This window comes from Nitrospira sp. BLG_2 (genome assembly GCF_049222245.1).
The window spans coordinates 1-5,668 of the sequence record NZ_JBLYIG010000247.1; the positions used below are offsets into that span (position 1 = coordinate 1).

The 5,668-nt window shown below is 56.5% G+C and carries 4 protein-coding genes; 3 read left to right on the forward strand and 1 reads right to left on the reverse strand.

Annotated elements, in window-relative coordinates; all coding sequences use genetic code 11:
- Positions 1 to 424: 424 nt before the first annotated feature.
- Positions 425 to 715, forward strand: a complete 291-nt coding sequence (locus ACOSYY_RS06810; protein ID WP_421661514.1) for a hypothetical protein — start codon at positions 425 to 427, stop codon at positions 713 to 715.
- A gap of 733 nt (positions 716 to 1,448) precedes the next feature.
- Entirely contained in the window at positions 1,449 to 2,273 is an 825-nt protein-coding gene (locus tag ACOSYY_RS06815) for a hypothetical protein (RefSeq protein WP_421661515.1), read from the forward strand.
- A 48-nt stretch (positions 2,274 to 2,321) separates the two neighbouring features.
- On the opposite strand, the gene ACOSYY_RS06820 is transcribed toward ACOSYY_RS06815, so the two are convergent.
- Complete coding sequence (locus tag ACOSYY_RS06820) at positions 2,322 to 3,608, reverse strand: BaiN/RdsA family NAD(P)/FAD-dependent oxidoreductase (RefSeq protein ID WP_421661516.1); 1,287 nt, start codon at positions 3,606 to 3,608, stop codon at positions 2,322 to 2,324.
- Positions 3,609 to 4,052: 444 nt separating this feature from the next.
- On the opposite strand from ACOSYY_RS06820, the gene ACOSYY_RS06825 reads away from it, so the two are divergent.
- Positions 4,053 to 5,668: coiled-coil domain-containing protein (locus ACOSYY_RS06825; protein WP_421661517.1), on the forward strand; the 1,616-nt coding region annotated here is incomplete at its 3' end.

Consider the following 5,668-nt stretch of genomic DNA (forward strand, 5'->3'; position numbering starts at 1 on the left):
CGCGTGAGCTTCCGAGATGCCCTCGTCATACAGCGCCTTTCGACCTGCACTGATGCCACGAACGGACGAGGTCGCGAGGAAATCAGACCAGGTGACGACCCCTTCCCTCCACAATCGCCGTTCGGTGGTGCGCCCTATCCCAGGAAGTAAGCAGAAGGTGGAAGTGATCATGTGGAAGTCTGTTCCTAGCTCGTTTGGAGTGACCGGATCTTTAACAGCGCATTGGGAATAATTGTTCACCAGCACATATGTCGGTTTCAACCGACGGGTCAAAATTGAATAGTGGACCCTCGCGTCAAATGTGCCTAAATGGCAGACATCCTGATACAATTATCGGAGACCGGTAAACCGAGAAGACCTATTTACTACTTTACTACTCATGCTGCTCACGTAGACTGAGCAGCACAACGAGAAGGGAATTGCCATGTGCCGGCTTATAAGCACAACGCTAAGCGGTTTTCTACTTCTGGCCATGATAATGGTGAGCCTTCCCAATCCCACTCTCGCTCTACCGCCGGTTCAAGGAGAAGTTGTCTCCCTCACAGCTGGTATTCCAGGAACGATGGTCATTCGAGACGAGAAAGGGCAGCTCCACATTCTGAACCTGACGCAACAAACGCAACTCAGTGCTCAATTCAAGGTGGGTGATAAGGTGTTGGCTTTCTTCAGCCCATATGGCGTGAGCGCAGTACAGCTCCAGGCGGGCATTCGTTAACCGGCTTCATTCTCCAGCCCGTAGATTTAGAACCCCGCTTCGCTGACATGCGTCTACTCCTCTCTCCGGAGTGCAATCATAAGTCCAATCGCTATGAGAAGCGCGCCCAGAATGATAAGAAACGAGGGCGTGTCCGGCAGGCCGGCATCCTGCGGAGGCGGCCAATCGACGAAAACGCCCATTGCGATGAAGAGGGCGCCGAAAGCTTGCAAGACCTTCCACCGGATCGAGATCCGCCGAGACGTCTCCGATGACCGTTCTTCAGCCTTTTGCTCCATGGGTCCGCATGCGGGCGCTTCAACATAACATGACGTGAGAAGCGGCAATGGTCAAGGTGGTATGCCGGTGTTACCGGAAGGGTGGACTGCTTTCTCGACGATGGGGAGCGGTGTGGTAGCTGATATGGAGAGGCTGACGGATGAAGCAACATGGACATGTCCGGCATACACGGGACTGACGTAAACCATGCCGCAGAGCGTTCGCTACCGTGAATATTGACGGCTTCAGGCGTTTGCGGCCCGAAGCCGCAATAAGGCTTCGTGTCTACGGGACCTTCGGTGGTTCCTCAATAATACTCCCCATCCACGCATAGTTCGTCTCTTGAGGTGTGCCTCGATTCAGCTCAAGCCATTCCGGATTGGACACGTTGTCCTGTGCCGGGAGTTGAGATGGTGATGGTGGAACCTATGTTTTAGGATGTGTCAGGTGGTAAAACACTTGGTGTGAGGTCTTCATGGATTGGCTGAAGCGGTGCTGGAAATGGTTCTTGGGTCAGAGCGTCTTCAATAAGATCGTCCTTATTGGGCTGTTCGCAGCGTTTGTCCCGTTTGTCCTCCCGACTGTCGTGGCTTGGTTCAGGCCGACCATGATTCACGTCGGCGTGGCCTTCTATAGCTATGAACGGGGAATCCAGCCCCAGGGTATGAATTCACTCTATTTCTTCGAAAAGCGCAATCTCGTGTCGGATTGCAGCATCCGCCGTGAGGAGCAATCCGTCCCGAGTGGGCGCGCGGAGGCGCCTGATCCGCAAGCGTGGGTGTTAATAAAGCTGCTGTTGGAAAATGTGTCCGATCGCGACATCACAAATCTAAAGGTCGGTGTGAGGTCTCCCGCTATCAATCAAACGACGCAGCTGTTGACGGCTCCTACCGTGGTTGCCACGGGTGCCAAGGAGGCTCCGCCCGATGTCAAACCCTTATATGTCATCTCGATCGGCAAGATTCCAGACGCCAGCTCGGTGGTAGTCACATTGAAGACCGCTATGGATGAAAGCTTGCGCGACTTTATCTATGTCAAACGGCGACCCGTAACCATCCAGGTGCCATATGTCTCTGCGGATCAATTCAGGCAATATCCACCGATTGTCTCACGCACGAACGCGGTCAAAATGTTGAATCGCGAAGGAGTCTTGCGGACCCGCGATGATACCTTCGCCGACGAAAAACTCCAGGTGACGATGTTGCCTTCCAATGAGCCGAATGTGAAGGAACAAGACGTATCGTATCGAGTCCTTTCTCGGGCCAAGATCTGTACGGAAGCCGAGGCGGGCGTGTGGTGATCTTCGGCTCAGGAGAATCGAAGCCGAAGAAGGGAACGAGCTATCCGATCATACGCTGCGAGGTGGAACCTTCGTGGCTGAAAAGCTCCGCGCCGCCGACTGACCGGCCAGCCAGCCCGTCGTCCATGCCCATTGAAAATTGAACCCTCCGATGCGGCCGTCGCAATCGAGCAACTCTCCGATCACATAGAGTCCTGGAACCAGTTTCGACTCCATGGTGCGATAGTTGATTTCTTCCAGCGGCACGCCGCCGGCTGTGACTTCCGCAAAGTTCCATCCGCGGTCCCGTTCGATAGGAAATCGGAACCGCGCCAGAGCGCTCAATAACCGCTCTCGGTCACGACGCGCGACCTGGGCCATGAGTTCCTGAGGGTTGCATGAACAATGGCGGCAAAGCGATTCGGCCAATCGATCCGGGACCAGGATCGAGAGTATTCGCGCCAGTGAACGTCTGGGATGGTCAGCCGCTTGGGCCACAAACCACTCCTTCAACTCATCCGATGTCCTGCCTGGAACAAAGTTTCCGTACAGATCAACCTGCGCGCCTCGATTGGTCGCCAAGGTCCAGAATCGGCTGGCGTCCATGACCACGGGGCCGCTGATCCCGAAATGGGTCCAAAGTAAACTCCCGGTCCGTCGATCGACCTCTCGGCCATCCACCAGCGCGATCAGTTCCACGTCATGCGATAGGCCGGAGAGCATTGAGTGAAACATGGAGCGAGCGAGTATCAAGGGGACCAAGGCCGGCACGGTCGGCGTCACGCGATGGCCGAAGCCACGAGCCAGTCGATATCCGAAGCCATCGCTGCCGGTCCTCGGCAACGACCGACCGCCTGTCGCGAGCATAACCCGGGATGCCTGGGTCACGCCGTGACTGTGCCGCACCAGAAACCCGGCGCCTGACGTCGTGACCTCGCTTACACGATGGTTCGGACGGACGGTGATACCGACACCTCGAGCACGATCGAGCAATGCATTGAGTACCGTGCGCGCGTCGTCGGTAATGGGAAATAGCTTGCCTGTCGGTTCGCGCTTTAAATCGACACCTAACGACTTAAACCATGCGATCGTCCGTTCGACTGGAAACGCCGCGAGAACATTTCGGATGATGTTTCGATTCCCGAAAAAATCCTTTGGAGTGATGGCCTCGTGCGTGACGTTGCAACGCCCGCCGCCCGAGACCAGAATTTTTGCTCCTAGCTGCTTGGCCCCATCCAGCAAAAGCACCCGTCCCGAGGTTCCGCCTTGTGCGAGCGTTTCCGCCGCGGCGATTGCGCCGGTCAGTCCGGCCGCGCCGGCTCCCACGACGGCCACATCCGCTACATCGTCGGTCATTACTTGGTCCTTCGCGCTCTATTCAGGACAATGTTGTAACTCGGTCATTGTCTAAACGTCCATCATGAGAGCAATAGGGTTTTGATATGACTTGTCACGTGGTGTAGTCCATAGTGATTTCCCTGCCACAAAGGGATTGCCATTGAGGTGAACCAATAACTAAGGGGTTATCCTAGTATGGTTATGAGAAGCGGGTATTAGAATGCACAGAGGTGACAGATCGTCTCAGCGATTAGTCCGCGCCGAAGTTGCAAACATCGTGTGCCTCTCCTGATGGGCGAACGCGACGCCTCAGTTTACCCGCACATCGGCCCTTCGACGTTCACGGATCGTCGCTTTGACGGTGAAACACTATCTCGTCACTTAGTATGCTTGGCGGCGGAGTTCTCTGTCCCTCTTACACATTGCTTGTCCGCGCACTCATTGCGGCCTGCGGAGGCTCTTTTGCCCATCATCAGCTCTTCCACTGCCAAGTTACGTCTTATCCTGACCTTCGGGCTGGGCTTGGCCGGATTGGTTTCGTTGTTTCCGCAATCCACTCATGCCGCCGGGCCGAATCTCACGATGCCGGCTTCTCAAGCGGATGGAGGGGCGAATGAGGTCTCTCAGTCGCCCGAAATAGATGTGGCGGCGCTCCGCGACCGGCGCAAACAAGCGCAAAGGGACCTGAATGCCTTGAAGGAATCTCTCGCATCCGAGAGCGCGACCGGCGGGGCTCGAGAGGAGCAGCAGGAACGGCAGGGGCTGTTGGAGCAGATCGTTCGTGGATATGACGAGCAGTTCAGCGATTTTCAGCGGCTTACCGAGGCGCGTCAGCGGCACGCCGACATCATCCGCGCCAACAATGAGTGGAAAGGGTTTCCCGAGCCGTCACCCTATTCGATTTTCCTCGCGGACCAATTGTGGGATACCGTGTATTCCCTCAAACTTGCCGACGAAGGCCTGCAGTCCCAACGTGGATTACTCGCGTTGCGATTCGAGCACGCGCGCGACGCGCTGGCGACCGCCGAAGAGCGGCTACGGCAGGCTTCGGAACGGTTGGAAACAGCCAAAGACCCCGGACAGGTCGGTCGGGAACGCCGAGATTACGAGCTCGCCGCTCTTCGCGCTCGGGCCGCATCCGTCCTCCTGGAAGCGGCGCAACTCTCGATACGGCGGGTGGAGGAAGAATTGACCGGCACCAAAGCCCGACTCGCTTTTGAACAGCGGCAGCTCGATGAGATTTCTCCTCACGTCATATTCAGTGAAGAAGACCTCGCGCAAGTCCGAACCCGTTTGGCGAAGGAACACTTGCGTTTCGAGGAGCAGCTGGAACAGTCGCTCGTTGAGCGACAGCAGCAGTCCCAGACCGTTCAGCAGGCCGAGCGGCGATTGGAGCTACTCCGAAGCAAACAGACGGCAGGAAAGGACTCGGTAGAGGAGACGCCGGCCATATCCCGGGCGAAGGCGGCGGTTGAGCTGGCCCGAGCGCGTATGGACAGTCTGGTGTCACAGAGCGATCTGTTGCAGCAACTGATGAACGTCGTGGGAGGCGAGCGCCAATTGTGGGAAAACCGCTTTGTCATCGTTCATACGTCCGAGCCGGGGAAAGCACGGGAAGCCTACGAACGATTCACTCCGCTTTTCGACAATTTTCGTGCGTCCCGGGATTACTTGCGCCAGCAGGCCGGGATCATATCCGGCCAAATCAGCGAAGTTGAGAATCGCCTGCGCCATTCGTCGGCGCCGTTTCGCGCCACACTGCAAGACCTCACTCGGACTTTTCACGAGCGAGAAGAGGCCTACACCAGGGCATTGCACCGAATGGATGAAGCGGCCAGGTTCATGGAGAGATGGCGGGATGAATTCAAACAACAACAGAAAGAATTGCCGCTATCCGACCGCCTCGAAGAATGGCTCACCCGTATTGGGAGTCTGATCAAGGATGCCTGGGGGTATGAGCTCTTTTCCGCGGAAGATACGATCGAGGTGGACGGCAAAACCATGACCGGCCACCGCAGTGTGACGGTCGGTAAAACCTTGACCGCCTTGGCGATCTTCCTGATCGGCTATGTCGTCTG

What these genes read in the sequence shown, in the direction of transcription:
- ACOSYY_RS06820 (WP_421661516.1), bottom strand. Translation starts at nt 3,608, where the DNA reads ATGACCGACGATGTAGCGGATGTGGCCGTCGTGGGAGCCGGCGCGGCC.
- ACOSYY_RS06815 (WP_421661515.1), top strand. Translation starts at nt 1,449, where the DNA reads ATGGATTGGCTGAAGCGGTGCTGGAAATGGTTCTTGGGTCAGAGCGTC.
- ACOSYY_RS06810 (WP_421661514.1), top strand. Translation starts at nt 425, where the DNA reads ATGTGCCGGCTTATAAGCACAACGCTAAGCGGTTTTCTACTTCTGGCC.